This window comes from Methylobacterium sp. UNC378MF, assembly GCF_900103195.1.
GTDB lineage: Bacteria > Pseudomonadota > Alphaproteobacteria > Rhizobiales > Beijerinckiaceae > Methylobacterium.
Genome location: NZ_FMWU01000017.1, coordinates 38,757 through 53,357 on the forward strand (window position 1 = coordinate 38,757; position 14,601 = coordinate 53,357).

Sequence of the window (14,601 nt, forward strand, 5' to 3'; positions counted from 1 at the left end):
GGCGCGGTCGCCGCACAGCCCGACGGAAAGTTCGATGAACACGGCAGATCTCGCCCCGCACGCGCATCAGGTCCTGCGCGACGCGACCCTGCCCGAGCTGCCAAATCATTACCGGGGCAAGGTCCGGGACAATTACGACCTGCCCGACGGCCGGCGCATCCTCATCACATCGGATCGGATCAGCGCCTTCGACCGGGCGCTCGCGGCGATCCCGTTCAAGGGCCAGGTCCTGACCCAGACCGCGCGCTACTGGTTCGAGCAGACGGCCGACCTCTGCCCGAACCACGTCATCGCCTATCCCGACCCCAACGTGGTGGTCGGCCGGCGCCTGGAGATCCTGCCGGTGGAGGTGGTGGTGCGCGGCTACCTCGCCGGCACGACCTCGACCTCGATCCTGACGCGCTACCGGGCGGGCGAGCGGGACATGTACGGCCAGCACTTCCCGGATGGGATGCGGCCGAACGAGCGCCTGCCGGAGGCGATCATCACGCCCACCACCAAGGCGTTCGACGGCGGCCACGACGAGCCGCTAACCGAGACGGAGATTCTGGAACGCGGGCTGCTCACGGCCGAGCAGTGGCGCACCGTGTCGGAGGCTGCCCTGGCCCTGTTCGCCCGCGGCGTGGCGCTGGCCGCCGAACGCGGCCTCATCCTCGCCGACACGAAATACGAGTTCGGCCTTGATCCCGAGGGCCGGATCGTCCTCGCGGACGAGATCCACACGCCGGACAGCAGCCGATACTGGTTCGCCCAGAGCTACCCCGAGCGCTTCGCCGCGGGATCGGCGCCGGAGAGCTTCGACAAGGACTTCGTGCGCAACTGGGTCGTGGCCCGCTGCGATCCCTACAAGGATCCGATCCCGGAGATCCCCGCCGAGGTCGTGCTGGAGACCGCCGCAGTCTACATCCGCGCCTACGAGACGATCACGGGCGCGCGCTTCGTCCTGCCGGACCCGGCCGAGGTGCCCCTGGACCGGATCCGGGGCAACATCGCCGCGTATCTCGCCGCCGGGACACGGGTCTGAGGGGAGGGGCGGCGCCGGTGGCGCCGCACCCCGTCGAAGACGTCAGGCCGCCGCCGCGATCGGGGCAGGCGAGGGCGCGTCCATGGCGCGCAGGTAGACATCGAGCAGCGTCTCCTGCTCGTCGCGCTCGTCCTTGTCCTGCTTGCGGATCTTCAGGATCTCCTTGAGCACCTTCACGTCGAGCCCCTCGCCCTTGGCCTCGGCGAAGATCTCCTTCTTGGCCTCCATCAGATCCTTGATCTCCTCCTCCAGCCGTTCCACGCGCTCGATGATCGAGCGGATGCGGTCGCCCGCGACGCCCACGGTGTCGGTCATGTCGGTCATGCGTTCCCTCATCGGATGACGGGGCCACCCTCGCCGGGACAGGGTAAGCAGCCGGTTAAGGACGCGCGGGCGTCGGCATCCGGCCTTCGATCCAGCCGACGATCGCGTCCGCCACCGCGTCGCTGTTTTCTTCCAGCATCATCATGTGGCCGTTGCCGTGGATGCCGTGCTGGGCGAGGTCCAGCCGGTCCGGCCTGGCGCCCGCCTGGGTGAGGAAGGCGGCCGTGCAATCGTCCATGGTGGCGCGGAAGGAGGCCTCGGCCGTCACGATCACGGCCGGCACCCGGGCCAGATTCGGCAGGGTACGGGCCGGCTCGCCCTGGAGCCAGCAGCGGATCTTGTCGGGTGCCGTGGCTGCGTCGGCCTGCACCACGGTCAGGTCGGCGGGGGTGCTCACCGGCGGCTCGAAATGCAGCGGCACCCGGGTGATTCCGTAGGGCCGCGCCCGCGCCTCGCCGACGCGTTCGTACCAGTCGGTCCCGCCCTTGAAGCGGATGTCGTAGAAGGTCGGCCCGTTGGGCTCGACGGCGACATGCGCCTTGACGAGGTCGGGGCGCTGATCGGAGACCGCCCAGCCGAAGACGCCTGCCTGGGAATGCGTCAGCAGGATCGCGGGTCCGATCTTCTCCAGAAGGGCGATCAGCGCCGGATCGACCAGCTCCTCGCTTTTCAGAGCGCTGGCGATGTACGGCACCTGGGAGAGATAGAATTGGTCGAACGCGGCGTTGCCGCGAACCCCCGGGCCGCCCGGCCACCGGCTGTGCAGCGTCGCCTGCGGATAGAGCGCGCTGCGCTCCTGGCCGGTGAACACCGTCTCCAGATCCTCGGCCGGGAGACGGGCATAGGGGCCGTAGGTCTCGGGGTCGCCGCCGGAGCGGCCGCGCCCCACCTGATCGACCACGTAGACCGCGAAGCCCTTGGCGGCGAAGCGGTCCGCCCAGCCCGCCCGTCCGTCGGGCGTGCCGAGGAAGTTGGCTCCGGTCTGGGCGGTGCCATGCACGAGGACGATCGGATAGGGCTGCGTCACCCGCGCGGGGGCGCGGTATTCCACGAACATCTGCCCGTGGGCCGTGGTCTTGCCGCCTGCTGTCGCGTAGCGGCCGCCGACGAAGAAGTAGCCTGACGGGAGCGTCGGCTTGAACGGGGTTTGGGCGGATGCCCCCTCTTCGGCTCGCGGCGTCGAGACGGCTGCAAGGCAAAGCAGGGCCAACGCCCCGGCGGCGGCTTTCCTGAGCATGGTATCCTCCCGCGGACGTCTGGCGCGCCCGGCGGGAGGCATATCAGCGTGAAAACGGCGGCCGGTCCAGCAGGACGGCCTAGCGATCAGGCATGGGCGAGGCGCGGCTTCTTACCGAGAGCCTCCTCGACGGTACCGGCGCCGTCGAGATAGCCGTGGACCTTGGGGTTCGGCATGATCAGCGAGGCCACGAAGGCGATCGCCATCAGGACGGTCACGTACCAGAAGAACGTGCTCTCCATGCCGTTGTCCTTGAACCACAGCGCCACGAACTCGGCGGTGCCACCGAAGGTGGCGTTGGCGACGGCGTAGGAGAGGCCGACCCCGAGGGCGCGGATGTTGGTGGGGAACAGCTCCGCCTTCACGATGCCGCTGATGCCCGTGTAGAACGACACCACCGCGAGCCCGAGGGTGATCAGCGCGAAGGCGAGATAGGGGTCCTTGTTGGTGCCGAGCGCCGTCATCAGCGGCACCACCATCAGCGTGCCGAGGCCGCTGTAGAGCAGCATGTTGGCCTTGCGGCCGATCTTGTCCGACAGGGCGCCGAAAATCGGCTGGATCGCCATGTAGACGAACAGCACCACGGTCATCACCTGCGAGGCCGAGGTCTTCGGCATTCCCGCAGTGTTGACCAGATACTTCTGCATGTAGGTCGTGAAGGTATAGAAGCTCAGGGAGCCGCCGGCCGTGTAGGCCACCACCACCAGGAAGGCGCGCCAGTGCTTGGCCAGCTCGGAAAAGGTGCCGGCGGTTTCCTTGTCGCTGCTATCCTTGGTCTCGGCCAGCGAGCGCCGAAGATAGAGCGCGACGACCGCCAGCGCGGCACCGATGAAGAACGGGATGCGCCAGCCCCAGGCCGTAAGTTCCGGGCCGGTCATGACCGTCTGGAGCAGGACCAGGACCAGCGAGGCGAGGAGCTGGCCGCCAATGAGCGTGACGTACTGGAACGAGGCGAAGAAGCCGCGTTTCCCCTTGATCGCCACCTCGCTCATGTAGGTCGCCGAGGTGCCGTACTCGCCGCCGACGGACAGGCCCTGCAGCATGCGGGCGAGCAGCAGCAGCACGGGCGCCAGGGTGCCGACATGCTCGTAGGTCGGCAGGATGCCGATCAGCAGCGAGCCGAAGCACATCATCAGGACGGAGATGACCATCGAGGTCCGCCGCCCCACGCGGTCGGCGATGCGGCCGAACAGCCAGCCGCCGATCGGGCGCATGAAGAAGCCGACCGCGAAGATCCCGGCGGTCTGGAGCAATTGGCTGGTGGAATCGCCCTTGGGGAAGAAGGCCGGCGCGAAATAGAGCGCGAAGAAGGCGTAGCAGTAGAAGTCGTACCACTCGACGAGGTTGCCGGAGGACGAGCCGACGATCGCCCAGATGCGGCGCTTCCGGTCTGCGGCGTCATCGAGGGCGCTCGGTGCGATACCAATCGTATCGTCTCGCGAGGCGGACATGGCGTCTCCGTCGATCAATCTTGATGCCGGCCGCGGCCGGTCTCTTCTTCGTGCGGCGCGACGTTACAGGCGACGCGCCTGATCGCAAGGCCGTGATCGGACTTAGCCGAGGACAGCGCGGGACCGTGTCACTGCGGTGCGTCCACGACGCCGCGGGACGGAACGGTTCGCCCCGAGGCCCCGTTGCGGGCCGGCATGGGCGTCGCTGGCGCTCCGGCAAGTCCAGGAGGAGAGGCCATGAAGCGCATTCTGAGAGACACCGTTGCGGCAGCTATCGTCGTGGCCGGAGCGGCGACGGCCTTCGCACAGGGCGGCCCGGGCGCCGGCGGTGCCGGGCCAGGTGGCGGCTCCGGCGGTCCCGGCGGAGCGGCTGCCGGTGCAGGTGCCGGGCCGGCCGGTGGGGGCGCAGGCCCGGGCGGCGGCATGCGGGGCGGTGCCGGCGGCGCCGAGGGCGGCGCAATGCGTGGTGCCGGGGGGGCCGAGGGCGGTCCGCGCGGCGCCGAGCCGGGTGGTCCGGCCGGTCGCGGTGCCGAAGGTCCGGGGCGCCCTGGTGGCGCAGCCGAGCGCAACGGCCCGTCGGATCGGGCCGGGACGGCCGCCAATCCCGGGGCCCGCGAACAAGGCGCCGGTGGCGAGCGCGGCAACCGCGACGCCGCCGGTTCCGATCGAGGCGGCCGCGGGCCGGCCGGTGAGCGGGGCGGCCGCGCAGGCGCCCGCGAGGGCGGCGCAGTCCGCGGTGCCGTCGGCCGGCTCGATACCCGGCAGCGGACCGAGTTCCGCAGCTCGATCACCCGTCTGGGCGTCTCGCCCATCCGGGACGTCGCCTTCGGCCTCGCAGTCGGCACCACGATCCCGCGCTCGGTGACGCTGCATCGGCTTCCGCCCGCGATCGTCACCCTCGTCCCGGAATACGAGGGCTACGAGTTCATCCTCGTGCGCGACGACATCGTGATCATCGATCCCGACACCTACGAGATTGTCGACGTCATTCCGGCCTGATCGGCCGGCGGCGGCCAACCACGAGCACCGGGCGGATCATCCGCCCGGCGTCCCCTATCTCCCGCCATCCAGCAGCTTCGACACCACGCGGGCCGTGTAGTCGACCATCGGCACGATGCGCGCGTAATTGAGCCGCGTCGGGCCGATCACCCCGACGACCCCCACGATCTTCTGCGATCCGTCGCGGAACGGCGCCGCGATCAGTGACGAACCCGACAGCGAGAACAGCTTGTTCTCCGAGCCGATGAAGATCCGCACGCCCTCGCCGCCCTCCGCGCGGGCCAGGAGGTCGATGACATCCTTCTGGGTCTCCAGGTCGTTGAACAGCAGGCGGATGCGTTCGAGATCCTCCACCGCGCGCAGGTCGTCGAGCAGGTTGGCCTGACCCCGCACGATCAGCTGGCGCGCCTCGGTCGGTCCCACCGGCGTGGCGAGACCGGCATCCACCAGGCGCTCGGTGATCGCATCGAGTTCGCGCTTCATCGCCTTACGGCCGGCCTCGATCTCGGCGCGCAGGGAGCCCAGGGTTCGGCCCTGCAGCCGCGCGTTCAGGAAGTTCGTGGCCTCCTGAAGGGCACCCGCCGGCAGACCCGGCGGCAGGTCCACGAGACGATTCTCGACCGAGCCATCGTCCGAGACGAGGATGACGAGGGCGCGGGCGGGATCGAGACGCACGAACTCGATGTGCTTCAGGTTCACGTTCGCCTTGGTGGTCAGGACGACGCCGGCCCCGCGCGAGACCCCCGACAGCATGGTCGAGGCCTCGGCCAGAGCCGAGTCGAACGTATGCCCCGAGGCTGCCGCGCGCATCTGCGCCTCGATGCGGGCCTGCTCGTCCTGGCTGACGTCGCCGAGCTCGAGCATTGCGTCGACGAAGAAGCGCAATCCGAGTTCGGTCGGCAGGCGCCCGGCCGAGGTGTGCGGCGCGAAGATCAGGCCGGAATGCTCCAGATCCGCCATCACGTTCCGGATCGAGGCCGGCGACAGCGCCATCGGGAGGATCCGGGCGAGATTCCGGGACCCCATGGGCTCGCCGGTCGTGAGATAGCTCTCGACGATCTGCCGAAAGATCTCCCGGGCACGCTCGTTGAGGGCGGCAAGGGCCTGCATGGACTGGCCGTTGGAGAGGTTGGGACCGGGGTGTGTCACGCAATCATCCTGTGGTGCGATCATGTCCAACCGTCTCGCCCGGATCAATCCGTCAGGCGCTGCTTGCCCGCGCTGGCGCGTCGGCCTAAGAGCCCGGCCCTCGACACTCTCGACAGAAGGGGCCCGCAATGCGGCCTTCCAAGCGTGCCGCCGACGAGTTGCGGCCCGTGAGCCTGGAGCGCGCGGTCTCGCGCTACGCCGAGGGCTCGTGCCTCGTCAGTTTCGGCAACACCCGGGTGCACTGCACAGCGTCGCTGGAAGAGCGTTCACCCCCGTGGCTGCGCGGTTCCGGCAAGGGCTGGGTCACGGCCGAGTATGCCATGCTCCCGCGTGCGACGCACGAACGCACCCGCCGCGAGGTCGGTTCCGGGAAGCCGTCGGGTCGGACACAGGAGATCCAGCGGCTGATCGGCCGGTCGCTGCGCGCCGTCACCAACTTGCCGGCCATGGGCGAACGCCAGATCACGATCGACTGCGACGTCATCCAGGCCGATGGGGGCACCCGGACGGCCGCGATCACCGGCGCCTGGGTGGCCCTCCACGATTGCTTCGCCTGGATGCGGACGCGCTCGATCATCTCGGTCGATCCGCTCCGCGACCACGTCGCCGCCGTGTCCTGCGGCCTCTACAAGGGCCTGCCGGTCCTCGACCTCGACTACGCGGAGGATTCGGCCGCGGAGACCGACGCCAACTTCGTGCTCACCGGCCGCGGCGGGATCGTTGAGGTGCAGGGCACCGCCGAGATGGAACCGTTCACTCAGGAGCAGCTCCTCGAACTCCTGGGCCTCGCCCGCGCCGGCACCGAGCGCTTGGTCGCCCTCCAGAAGGAAGCCATCGCGTGAGCCGCCGCCTCACCGGGAAGGTGGTGATCGCCACCCACAATGCCGGCAAGCTCGCCGAGATGCGCGATCTTCTGGCGCCGTTCGGGATCGAGGCGGTGTCGGCGGGTGAACTCGGCCTGCCGGAGCCCGAGGAGACCGGCACGATGTTCGCCGAGAATGCCGCCATCAAGGCCCAGGCAGCGGCCAACGCTACCGGGCTTCCGGCCTTTGCGGACGATTCGGGCCTCTGCGTGGACGGCCTCGACGGGGCGCCAGGCATCTTCTCGGCCCGGTGGGCCGGTCCGACCAAGGATTTCGCCGGCGCAATGGACCGGATCTTCGTCGAACTCGACAGGCGCAGCGCGACCGAACGTCGGGCGCATTTCGTGTCGGCCCTGGTTCTGGCCTGGCCGGACGGCCATACCGAGCTGTTCGAGGGGCGGGTGTTCGGCGATCTTGTCGCGCCGCGGGGCTCGGCGGGCTTCGGTTACGATCCGATCTTCCGGCCGGATGGCCACGACCGGACCTTCGGCGAGATGAGCGCCGAGGAGAAACACGGCGTCGACTGGCAGCGGGGGCGGGGCCTGTCGCACCGGGCCCGGGCCTTCGTCGAGTTGAGCCGGGCCTGCCTCGCGCCCGGCTCCTGATTGCCAAACGGCGCGCGGGCGCTCACATCCCGGCCATCATGGCATCGACCGGCCCGGACCATCCGACCCGCGACGCGGGCTTCGGGATCTACCTGCACTGGCCCTTCTGCGCCGCGAAGTGCCCGTATTGCGACTTCAACAGCCACGTGCGCCACGCGGGCGTGGACGAGCCGCGCTTCCTCGCGGCCTTCCGGGCGGAGATCGCCCACAATGCCACCCGCACGCCCGGCCGGACCGTCACCAGCATTTTCCTCGGCGGCGGCACGCCGTCGCTGATGCAGCCCGCCACCGTCGCCGGCCTGCTCGACGCGGTGGCCGCTCATTGGACGGTCGCGCCGGACGCCGAGGTGACCCTCGAGGCCAACCCGTCGAGCGTCGAGGCCGGCCGCTTCCACGGCTACCGCGCGGCCGGGGTCAACCGGGTCTCCCTCGGCGTCCAAGCGCTCGACGACGCCTCGCTGCGAACCCTCGGACGCCTGCACGATGCCGCGCAGGCGCTGGAGGCGATCGAGCTGGCGCAATCGGCCTTCGCGCGGACCTCCTTCGACCTGATCTACGCGCGGCCCGGGCAGACGCCGGCCCTGTGGCGCGCGGAGCTCGGCGCGGCGCTGGCGCGGGCGGCCGAGCATCTCTCGCTCTACCAGCTCACCATCGAGCCCGGGACGCCGTTCCACGGGCTCGCCGCCGCCGGCAAGCTGGTGACGCCGGACGACGAGGTCGGCCGCGCCCTCTACGACGTCACCCAGGATCTCTGCGCGAAGGCTGGGATGCCGGCCTACGAAATCTCGAACCATGCCCGTCCCGGCGCGGAGTCGCGGCACAACCTGCTCTACTGGCGCTACGGCGAATATGCCGGCATCGGCCCGGGGGCCCACGGCCGGCTGGTGACGCCCTCGGCGCGCATCGGAACGGTCACCGAGCGGTCGCCCGAGGCGTGGCTCGCCCGCGTCGAGCGCGCGGGACACGGCGTCGTTGAGACCGAAACGCTGACGGCCGCCGATCAGGCCGACGAATTCCTGGTCATGGGCCTCCGGCTCCGCGAAGGGATCGATCCGGAGCGCTACGCTGCTCTCAAGGGGCGCGCGCTGAACGGCAACCGCATCGGCATGCTGATCGGCGACGGCCTGCTGGAGCGGCTGCCCGGCGGCCGCATCGCCGCCACGGCGCGCGGGGCCCCCGTCCTCAACGCGCTGGTCGCCGAACTCGCGGCCTGATCAGGTCCCGGGCTTTGCGAGGACCCGCGGCGCCGGGCTGACCGGCGTCGCCGCGTTGTTGCGGATCTCGTAGACGGCCAGGGACCGCTCGCTCTGCCCGTCCGGTCGGAAGCGGAAGGTGCCGTCGATGCCGGCGAAGCCCGACCCGTTCGTCAGGGTGGCCTCCGCGAAGCGCTGCGAGCCGTAGCGCCGGGACAGGGCCGCGGCGAGCATCACCGCATCGTAGGCCAGGGAAGCCACGCGCGGCGGCACGCCGCCGAACCGGGCCTGATAGCGGCCGCTGAAATTCGAGAAGCCCGCGCGGTCGGGCGAGGCGAAGCGGCCACCTTGCAGCGCGGGCAGGGCGAACAGCGATGGCTCGTTCCAGAGGGCGGTGCCGATCGGGCGCACCCGGGCCGGTGAGAACCCCGCCTTGGTCAGCGCGGCCGCAACGGCCGGCAGGGACTCGGCGGTCTCCGGGATGAACAGCGCGTCGGCGGTGGCGCCGGGGCCGGCAATGACACGCGACAGCCGCTCCACCGCGGGCCCGGGCGCACCGGCAGGATAGCGTTCCACGGCGGCGATCCGCGCACCCTTGCGCGCAACGGCCTCGCGGAACTCCGCCTCAACGGCGTTGCCGTAGGCGGTCTCTGGAATCAGCGCCGCGAAGGACCGCTTTCCGCCGGACACGGAATCCTCGACGACGCGGTCGACCTCCGGCTGCGGCAGGAAGCTCAACAGGTAGACCCCCCGGTTCGCCACGGTCACATCCGTCGAGAAACCGATCACCGGCTTGCCGGCGGTCCGCGCCACGACCGCCGCTGCCTGGACGCTGCCGGCGAAGAGGGGGCCGAGCACGATCTCGGCACCCTGACGCAGCGCCTCCTGGGTCGCGTCCCGGGCCCCGTCCGGGCTGCCCCGATCGTCCTCGACCAGGATCGTCAGATCCGGCTGCTGCGCCTCGTCGTAGGCGAGCTGCGCCGCGTTGCGCAGGGCCGCGCCCACCGTCGAGCCCTGGCCGGTCAGCGGCAGCACGAGGGCAACCTTCACCGAACCGGAGCCGATGCGCGCGGTGCCGCCCGCGGCCGGCATCGTCGGCGCCGCGGGCGCGGGGCCCGGCGCCTCCGGCACGGCCGCCGGCGGCGTCAGCTCGGCCTGCGGCGCCGTCACGCGCCGGGCGAGGTCGGTGCCCAGACAGCCGCCCAGCGGCAGCAGGATGGCGCAGAGCGCGGCAGTCGAGGCGGTGACGCGCACGAGACGGTCCCGCGCGCTTGTCGGACGCGCCATGGCGCGGACTCCTTCGGGCAGGCCCTCCAGCCTGACGGCCGGATTTCCAAAAGTAAACGTGAGGGCACCGACTTGCCCCCGGTCGGGCGGCCTCACCGCGACGAGAGCCGGCGGGTGTGGCAAGATCGCCGGACATGACCCGACGATTCGATGACCCGGGGCCCGCCGCCTCGACCCGCGCGCCGTCCCAGAAGCTCGCCCCCGATCGACCGCGCAGCACCACGTTCACGGCCTTCGGGCTGGCGAGCGAAGCCGAAGCGCTGTCGCCGGGCCTGCACATCGTGGCGACCCCGATCGGGAATCTGCGCGACATCACCATCCGGGCCTTGGCCACTCTGGCGGCCGCGGATGCAGTTCTGGCCGAGGACACCCGCGTCACCCGCAACCTTCTGGCGCATTACGGGATCACGACACCGCTGCTGGCCTATCACGAGCATTCCAACGAGGCCGTGCGCGAGCGGATGGTCACGCGGCTGCGCGCCGGCGAAGCCCTGGCCCTCGTCTCGGATGCGGGCACGCCGCTGGTCTCGGATCCTGGCTACAAGCTTGTCCAGGCCGCCATCGAAGCCGGGATCGCGATCACGCCGGTGCCGGGGCCGTCGGCGGTGATGACGGCCCTGGTCGCCGCGGGTCTTCCGACCGACCGCTTCTTCTTCGAAGGCTTCCTGCCGCAGAAAGCCGGAGCCCGGCGCAACCGCCTGGAAGCGCTGATTCAGGTCCCGGGCACGCTGGTCCTGTTCGAGTCGCCGCATCGCCTGCCCGACATGCTGGCGGACGCCGCGGCGGTGCTCGGCCCGGAACGCCCGGCCGCCGTGACCCGCGAGCTGACCAAGCTCTACGAAACCATCCGGCGGGATACCTTGGGCAGCCTGAGCGAGCGCTTCGCCCAGGAGGGACCGCCGAAGGGTGAGATCGTGGTGATCATCGGTGCGGCGACGGCGCCGGAGCGGAATGCGGATTCGGATGCCGCACTCGATGCGCTCATCCTGGGGGCGCTCGAGCGGCACTCGATCAAGGACGCCGCCAGCCTCGTCGCCGACGAGACCGGGCAGCCCCGGCGTCAGGTCTACGCGCGGGCGCTGGCGCTCGCGCGTGAACAGGGATGAACGGCGCTCTGCCAGACCGCACCGCGCGGCGCCGTGCGGCCTATCGGCGGGGCCACTACGCCGAGTGGCTGGCGCTGGCCGCGCTGATGCTCAAGGGCTACTGGCCGATCGGCCGACGTGTGAGCATAGCCGGCGGCGAGATCGATCTCGTCGTCCAGCGCTGGAACACCATCGTGTTCGTGGAGGTAAAGGCGCGGGCGAAGCGCGACGACGCGCGGGACGCCATCAATGCCGCCAAGCGGCGGCGGTTCTCCCGGGCGGTCCGCGCGTGGATCGGGCGCAACGGGTGGTGCTCCGGAGCGACGTTCCGCGCCGACGCCGTGTTCGTCGGGGCCCGCGAATGGCCGGCCCATGTCGAGCAGATCTTCACGATCGAAGGGCTTTAACCGGCGGCCCCGGCGCGGGGATGCCCGCTTCACCCGTCCCGAACGGCCATGCGCGCCTTAGGCGCGGGCTGCCCGGATCGCACCGATCAGCGTGCGCTTGAGATCGGCCTGGCTGAACGGCTTCTGGACCACGGGTCTGTCCCGGAACGGTTCGCGAATGCCCGCCCCGCCATAGCCGGTCGAGAACACGAGCGGCAGATCGCGCTTGGCGATGGCTTCGGCTACCGGGTAGATCGGTTCGCCCGCCACGTTCACGTCAAGAATGGCGACCTCGAAGGTCTCCTGCGAGGCCATCTCGAGCGCCGAGGAGAGCCGCGCGGCCGGCCCGACCACGGCACAGCCGAAATCGAGGAGCATGTCCTCGAGCAGCATCGAGATCGCAGCCTCGTCCTCGACGACGAGAACGCGGACGCCGTTGAGAACGTCATCGTTGGGATCAGCAATCACGCCGGGCCGTCTTCCCTTCGAATGCCCCGTCGCCAGGGCATTTGCCGTGCGGTTGGTCAGGCTTGCGCACCGCAAGAGCAGCGTCCGGGTGCATGAACGCGGCTCGAAGGTCGGCCCGCGAGACAACCTGAGGCGTCGCCCGTAATGGGCAATGTGTCAAGCGTTCCCGGCTCGTTCCGACCCTCAGACCGGGCGCTATGTTAACCGATGATACATTTTTGTACGTGTGGCTCTCGCCACAAGGGCTGGAGACCGGCACAGCCGCCGGTCAATCGTCCTTGAAACTGACCTTTGCGCCCCGCGTCACATGCGCGGCCAGGTCGCGGGCATTCCAGTTGGTCAGGCGGATGCAGCCATGGGACTCGGTCTTCCCGACCTTCTCGGGTTCCGGCGTTCCGTGGATCCCGTAGCTCGGAATTGCCAGGTCGATCCAGACCAGGCCCACCGGGTTGTTGGGGCCGGATTGGATCGTAAACTTGTGCTGCGCTTTCACGCCTTTGAACCCGTATTTCGGGTTGTAGGTGTAGTCGGGATTGAAGGCGACGCCCTTCACCTTCGTTTCGCCGCTCGGCGCAGGCTTCTCGGAACTGCCGATCGAGGCGGGATAGTACGCCACGAGCTTCCCGTCGGCTCCGAACGCACGGACGTCGCGGCTCGTCTTGTCGACTTCGATGCGCTCGACCTTCGGTTCCCCGGGCAGGTCCTTGCCCTTCGGCTTGTCGGTGGTCATCGGGTCCACGGCCGCCACGGCGATGGTCGTGCCGGCCTTGTCGAGCGGCTTGTCCGGATTGAGCGCGCCGACGAGGTCGCGGCTCATGTGGAAGCGCTCCGCCAGCATCTCGCGGGGGTTGGTATATCCCAGCGTCTTGAGTTCGGCCTGCTCCTCCATCTTGGGCGGGATCCGCTCGACATAGGGACCCGCAGCATCGGCCTCGGTCAGCGTGTACTCCGTGACGGCGGGCTTATCGCTGGTCGCCTGCAGCTTGTCCCAGAGTTCCGGCGTCAGGTCCTGGGTTGCGGGAAGCCCTTGGGACACCGCGAAGGCCGACAGGGCGCGCCGATAATTGTCGCCCTTCCGGCCGTCGATTGCGCCGGGATAGAAATGCGCGCGGTCGAGCAGCACCTGTGCCTTGACGATCAAGGGATCAGGTTTTTCGTCGGATGTCTTGGCCTTCCGCGCCTTCTTGCTCGACTTGGCCCCGTCGGTCGTCCCGCCGTCCTGCGGCGCCAGAGCGGCGGCGTTCACCGCATCGGCGGTCAAAGCCGGCGTCTGCGCGGTTTCGGTCTTCTGGCGCTTCTCGGACCGCGCCGCCGCGCCTTGCGCGGCGAGGCAGGTCGTAAGGAGAGCCACGCAAGCCGGCCGCCAGGATGTCGGGATCATCGACGTCGTCATTCCCGGGAGCGGACGCGCTCCCGTGCCGAAGAATGCCGAGCCGGCCGGAACGTTCCACGCAACACTATTCGCACAGCCGATGGCCACCGCTGCGCTCGCGCTCGTCGAAGTGGAGATGGTTGGCGTGGGCGGCGTTCGAGCCCGGACCCAGCACGGTGCGGAAAAAGCCGCAGGCCTTCATGCGTACCGTCCTCAGGAACTGCGCGTCATCGGAGCCTTCCGGCAGCGCCTTGACGGCGATGCTCGCGCGGCCGCCGAAGGTGAAAGCCATGATGTCGGCCGCATTGGCGAAGGCGTGCTCGCTCAGCTTGGCATCGACATCGTGGTTCTGCCCGCGGCAGACATAGGAGCCGCCGAGTTCCAGACCGGTCAGGGGATGCTTCAGCGTCCGCTCGGCCTCCACCTGCACCTCGGTGGCCCAGCGGGCCAGGGCCTCGGCGGTCCGGCAGGTCAGCGTCGCACCTTGCGGCAGCGTGACCCCGTCTGCCAATTTCGTCACCTTGAGCGGCAGCGGCGCTGTGCATTGCCCCTCCGCGATGGGCGGCAAAGGCTCGAAATCGACGCCGAGACGCTTCAGACGCGTCCGGCAGGCGGTGTCATCCGGCGGCGTGACCTTGAGGGCCAGGGCCGCCGATCCGGACAATTCCGGTGGCCGCTCCGGCGGTGAAGGCGGCGGCGAGGGGATCTCGGGCTTCGCGGTTTCCTTCGGGGAATCCTTCGCGGGTTCGGACGGCTTGTCCCGGATGACGTCCTTCACCGGCTCCCTGATCGGCTCCGGGACCACCGGCTTCAGCTCCGCGGGCCTCGCCGGCGGCGTCGGAGATGCCGGCTCGGCAACGGGCGGCTTCAGCGCCTCAGGGCGCTCGGGCGGCAGGGGCGGGGGCGTCGGCACCGCGGATGCCGGCGCCTCCACGGCGCGGGCCGGCGTCGCCGGAAGCAGGGCGAGCCCCACGGCGAGGGTTCCGCCCGCGAGCATCATCGACGGTCGGAGAAGCGACTGGCAGCGTCCCGGCATGGAGCCTCTAAGCGTGGGCGTTGGCCTCTACAACGAGCGAGATGCCATTCGGATCAGTCCCCGTCCGGTTGACGCGCGCGCCGATCGAGCCACTGTCTTTCGCAGCGCGCCGGCAGATCCCA

The 14,601-nt window shown here is 70.0% G+C and carries 15 protein-coding genes; 7 read left to right on the forward strand and 8 right to left on the reverse strand.

The window, feature by feature from the left end; translation table 11 throughout:
* The first annotated feature begins 34 nt into the window (after positions 1-34).
* Entirely contained in the window at positions 35-1,024 is a 990-nt protein-coding gene (locus tag BLT59_RS18335) for a phosphoribosylaminoimidazolesuccinocarboxamide synthase (RefSeq protein WP_091783384.1), read from the forward strand.
* Positions 1,025-1,066: 42 nt separating this feature from the next.
* On the opposite strand, the gene BLT59_RS18340 is transcribed toward BLT59_RS18335, so the two are convergent.
* The 3 genes from BLT59_RS18340 to BLT59_RS18350 form a co-directional block, all read right to left on the reverse strand.
* The gene (locus BLT59_RS18340) at positions 1,067-1,348 is read right to left on the reverse strand and encodes a DUF2312 domain-containing protein (protein WP_091783390.1); all 282 of its coding nucleotides are present in this window, start codon (positions 1,346-1,348) and stop codon (positions 1,067-1,069) included.
* A gap of 55 nt (positions 1,349-1,403) precedes the next feature.
* Complete coding sequence (locus BLT59_RS18345) at positions 1,404-2,585, reverse strand: alpha/beta hydrolase (RefSeq protein ID WP_091783393.1); 1,182 nt, start codon at positions 2,583-2,585, stop codon at positions 1,404-1,406.
* An 86-nt stretch (positions 2,586-2,671) separates the two neighbouring features.
* Positions 2,672-4,036 (reverse strand): MFS family transporter, encoded by a 1,365-nt coding sequence (locus BLT59_RS18350; RefSeq protein ID WP_091783396.1) that lies wholly within the window; start codon positions 4,034-4,036, stop codon positions 2,672-2,674.
* Between the two features lie 237 nt (positions 4,037-4,273).
* Between BLT59_RS18350 and BLT59_RS18355 the strand changes: the two genes are divergently transcribed.
* Positions 4,274-5,035, forward strand: coding sequence for a DUF1236 domain-containing protein (locus BLT59_RS18355; protein ID WP_091783399.1), 762 nt, complete (start codon positions 4,274-4,276; stop codon positions 5,033-5,035).
* A 54-nt stretch (positions 5,036-5,089) separates the two neighbouring features.
* On the opposite strand, the gene hrcA is transcribed toward BLT59_RS18355, so the two are convergent.
* Positions 5,090-6,145 carry a heat-inducible transcriptional repressor HrcA gene (gene hrcA, locus BLT59_RS18360; protein ID WP_091783683.1) on the reverse strand — a complete coding sequence of 352 codons (1,056 nt, stop codon included), beginning with the start codon at positions 6,143-6,145 and terminating at the stop codon, positions 5,090-5,092.
* A gap of 167 nt (positions 6,146-6,312) precedes the next feature.
* Between hrcA and rph the strand changes: the two genes are divergently transcribed.
* Genes rph through hemW form a run of 3 tightly spaced genes read left to right on the forward strand, consistent with a single transcriptional unit; the run spans position 6,313 to position 8,866 of the window.
* Entirely contained in the window at positions 6,313-7,026 is a 714-nt protein-coding gene (gene rph, locus BLT59_RS18365) for a ribonuclease PH (RefSeq protein ID WP_091783403.1), read from the forward strand.
* On the forward strand, positions 7,023-7,652 hold the full coding sequence (gene rdgB / locus BLT59_RS18370) for an RdgB/HAM1 family non-canonical purine NTP pyrophosphatase (protein WP_091783406.1): 630 nt from the start codon (positions 7,023-7,025) through the stop codon (positions 7,650-7,652). Before rph ends, rdgB begins: the two co-directional genes overlap by 4 nt.
* Positions 7,653-7,690: 38 nt before the next feature.
* Complete coding sequence (gene hemW, locus BLT59_RS18375; RefSeq protein ID WP_175544055.1) at positions 7,691-8,866, forward strand: radical SAM family heme chaperone HemW; 1,176 nt, start codon at positions 7,691-7,693, stop codon at positions 8,864-8,866.
* Here hemW and BLT59_RS18380 read toward each other — a convergent pair whose 3' ends face one another.
* A complete protein-coding gene (locus BLT59_RS18380) occupies positions 8,867-10,132 on the reverse strand; it encodes a penicillin-binding protein activator (protein WP_091783409.1) in 1,266 nt (421 codons plus the stop codon).
* Positions 10,133-10,266: 134 nt separating this feature from the next.
* Between BLT59_RS18380 and rsmI the strand changes: the two genes are divergently transcribed.
* Positions 10,267-11,238, forward strand: coding sequence for a 16S rRNA (cytidine(1402)-2'-O)-methyltransferase (gene rsmI, locus BLT59_RS18385; RefSeq protein WP_091783411.1), 972 nt, complete (start codon positions 10,267-10,269; stop codon positions 11,236-11,238).
* Positions 11,235-11,624, forward strand: coding sequence for a YraN family protein (locus BLT59_RS18390; RefSeq protein ID WP_091783413.1), 390 nt, complete (start codon positions 11,235-11,237; stop codon positions 11,622-11,624). Before rsmI ends, BLT59_RS18390 begins: the two co-directional genes overlap by 4 nt.
* A 57-nt stretch (positions 11,625-11,681) precedes the next feature.
* Here BLT59_RS18390 and BLT59_RS18395 read toward each other — a convergent pair whose 3' ends face one another.
* The 3 genes from BLT59_RS18395 to BLT59_RS18405 all read right to left on the reverse strand — a co-directional run bounded on the left by BLT59_RS18395 (position 11,682) and on the right by BLT59_RS18405 (position 14,443).
* Positions 11,682-12,071 carry a response regulator gene (locus BLT59_RS18395; RefSeq protein WP_091783420.1) on the reverse strand — a complete coding sequence of 130 codons (390 nt, stop codon included), beginning with the start codon at positions 12,069-12,071 and terminating at the stop codon, positions 11,682-11,684.
* A gap of 268 nt (positions 12,072-12,339) precedes the next feature.
* Positions 12,340-13,464 (reverse strand): L,D-transpeptidase family protein, encoded by a 1,125-nt coding sequence (locus BLT59_RS18400; RefSeq protein WP_175544056.1) that lies wholly within the window; start codon positions 13,462-13,464, stop codon positions 12,340-12,342.
* Positions 13,465-13,528: 64 nt separating this feature from the next.
* Positions 13,529-14,443: an extensin family protein gene (locus BLT59_RS18405; protein WP_244514047.1), complete on the reverse strand. Its 915-nt coding sequence runs from the start codon at positions 14,441-14,443 to the stop codon at positions 13,529-13,531.
* Between the last annotated feature and the right edge of the window lie 158 nt (positions 14,444-14,601).

Coding starts and splice junctions, on each gene's coding strand:
- BLT59_RS18380 (WP_091783409.1), bottom strand. CDS start 10,132: ATGGCGCGTCCGACAAGCGCGCGGGACCGTCTCGTGCGCGTCACCGCC.
- rph (WP_091783403.1), top strand. CDS start 6,313: ATGCGGCCTTCCAAGCGTGCCGCCGACGAGTTGCGGCCCGTGAGCCTG.
- rsmI (WP_091783411.1), top strand. CDS start 10,267: ATGACCCGACGATTCGATGACCCGGGGCCCGCCGCCTCGACCCGCGCG.
- BLT59_RS18345 (WP_091783393.1), bottom strand. CDS start 2,585: ATGCTCAGGAAAGCCGCCGCCGGGGCGTTGGCCCTGCTTTGCCTTGCA.
- BLT59_RS18400 (WP_175544056.1), bottom strand. CDS start 13,464: ATGACGACGTCGATGATCCCGACATCCTGGCGGCCGGCTTGCGTGGCT.
- BLT59_RS18335 (WP_091783384.1), top strand. CDS start 35: ATGAACACGGCAGATCTCGCCCCGCACGCGCATCAGGTCCTGCGCGAC.
- hemW (WP_175544055.1), top strand. CDS start 7,691: ATGGCATCGACCGGCCCGGACCATCCGACCCGCGACGCGGGCTTCGGG.
- BLT59_RS18350 (WP_091783396.1), bottom strand. CDS start 4,036: ATGTCCGCCTCGCGAGACGATACGATTGGTATCGCACCGAGCGCCCTC.
- BLT59_RS18355 (WP_091783399.1), top strand. CDS start 4,274: ATGAAGCGCATTCTGAGAGACACCGTTGCGGCAGCTATCGTCGTGGCC.
- hrcA (WP_091783683.1), bottom strand. CDS start 6,145: ATGCAGGCCCTTGCCGCCCTCAACGAGCGTGCCCGGGAGATCTTTCGG.
- BLT59_RS18405 (WP_244514047.1), bottom strand. CDS start 14,443: ATGATGCTCGCGGGCGGAACCCTCGCCGTGGGGCTCGCCCTGCTTCCG.
- BLT59_RS18340 (WP_091783390.1), bottom strand. CDS start 1,348: ATGACCGACATGACCGACACCGTGGGCGTCGCGGGCGACCGCATCCGC.
- BLT59_RS18390 (WP_091783413.1), top strand. CDS start 11,235: ATGAACGGCGCTCTGCCAGACCGCACCGCGCGGCGCCGTGCGGCCTAT.